The organism is Streptomyces tateyamensis, assembly GCF_003205575.1.
In the GTDB taxonomy this organism is placed as follows: domain Bacteria; phylum Actinomycetota; class Actinomycetes; order Streptomycetales; family Streptomycetaceae; genus Kitasatospora; species Kitasatospora tateyamensis.
In genome coordinates this window covers 1-1,636 of the sequence record NZ_PYBW01000126.1, presented here as the reverse complement: position 1 = coordinate 1,636, position 1,636 = coordinate 1, and the positions used below count along the sequence as shown (strand labels likewise).

The 1,636-nt window shown below is 70.8% G+C and carries 1 protein-coding gene; it reads right to left on the bottom strand.

The genetic code is table 11. The annotated features are described in order from the left end of the window. Window positions 1-66: 66 nt before the first annotated feature. The gene (locus tag C7C46_RS27790) at window positions 67-1,614 is read right to left on the bottom strand and encodes an IS1182 family transposase (protein ID WP_110672684.1); all 1,548 of its coding nucleotides are present in this window, start codon (window positions 1,612-1,614) and stop codon (window positions 67-69) included. Window positions 1,615-1,636: the final 22 nt, after the last annotated feature.

Sequence of the window (1,636 nt, the reverse complement as noted above, 5' to 3'; positions counted from 1 at the left end):
CTAGAAGTGCACTGAAGATCTTGTCTGTGGCCTCGGCTGGGTCGGGGAGGGGTGGCCCCTGCTGCCCTATGTGGCGGCGGGGGTGAGTGTCCAGGTGCCGCCTGTGCGGGTGAGTCCGAGGTTGATGAGTCGGCGGAGGTTGAGGGCGGCGGCGCGGTTGTGGAGCCAGGTGTCGTTCTTCAGGACGCCGAGGTAGGGCACTCTTCGGTTGCCTCTGGCGACCAGCCAGGCCATGGCGCGTTCGACGGGTGGGCGCCATTGTCGGTACTCGGCCCGCCAGTTGGGGTCGGTGGCGGCTTGGTGGCGGGCGGCTTTGAGGATGTCGTACTGGGGGTGGACGTTGACGGTGCGTCCGGTCTTGGAGGTGGTGCAGCGCTCGCGCAGGGGGCAGTCGCGGCAGAGCTTCTTGAACTGCGCCTGGCGGTTGCCGTTCGTCTGGGGGCGGGCGAGGGCGACGGTGTTGCCCGCCGGGCAGGTGACAGTGCCGGCGGCGGTGTCGACCTGGAAGTCGTCGGCGGTGAAGCCCCCGGGGATGGTCTGCCTGAGCGGCGGGGGCTTGATGACCAGGGCGTGGCCGTCCGCCTCCAGGCTCACGCGTAACTCGCCGGTGCCGTAGGCGGCGTCGCCGAGCACGGTCAAGTCCTCGTTCTCGTTCTCGTCGGCGAGGAGGTCCTGGGCGACGGCGGCCTCGTGGTTGTCGGCGCCGCTGCCGGCGGTGAGGGCGACCTCGGTGAACAGTCCGGCCTCCGGTTCGAACGCGGCGTGCGCCCGGAAGCCCTCCTGGTGGCGGCTTCGGTTCTTGTGGATGTGCCGGGAGGCGGGGTCGACGGTGGAAACCGTGCGGTTGTGGGCGGTTCCCTTGGCGATCTGCCAGCGGCCGTCCCTGCCGTCCGAGCCCTCGACGGGCTCCACGTCCTGCCCGGCCACCAGCGCCAGCAGCGCGACCGCGTTCGCGGCCCGCTCGCCGAGTTGCTGGTCGGGCAGGTGCCCCAGCAGGTTCAGGGCGTCACGGACCAGGGCGTCGACGAGGTCGGCCCGCGCCACCTCGTCGTTCCAGGCGATGCGGGGCTTGCCGGGATCGGTGTAGTCGTGGGCGGTGCACCAGCGGGCAGCGACCTCGCCGGCGCCGGTGACCTCGCGGATCACCCGTCGGATCGCGGCGACCAGCTGGGTGACGGTGTCCTGGGTGGCGACCGCGTCGTCCAGCACGGTGGAGTCCAGCGCCCGGCGATGCTTGCCCTTGAGGACGCCGGTCGCGGCCACGACCTCCTTGACCTTGGTGAAGATCCGGTTCGGATCCGCCGAGCGTTGCAGGCGACGGCGGAAGTAGGTCAGCAGGGAGGGGTCGAAGGCGGTGTCGTGCAGCCCCAGACCGCAGGCTGCCTTCCACCGCAGGTCGCACCGCAACTCCTGGACCGCGTCGAAGTCCGATACCCCGTACAGGCTTTGCAGCACCACCGCGGCGGACAGCACCTGCGGCGGCATGCTCGGCCGGCCGTTGGTCGAGGGGTACATGTCCGCGAACATCGACCTCGGGAACAGCGTCTCGCGGTGCTCGGCCAGGAACGCGAACACACTCCCGGCCGGGATCAGGTCCCGGCAGGTCTCCCACACATCCGCCCCGACCGGCTCCCCG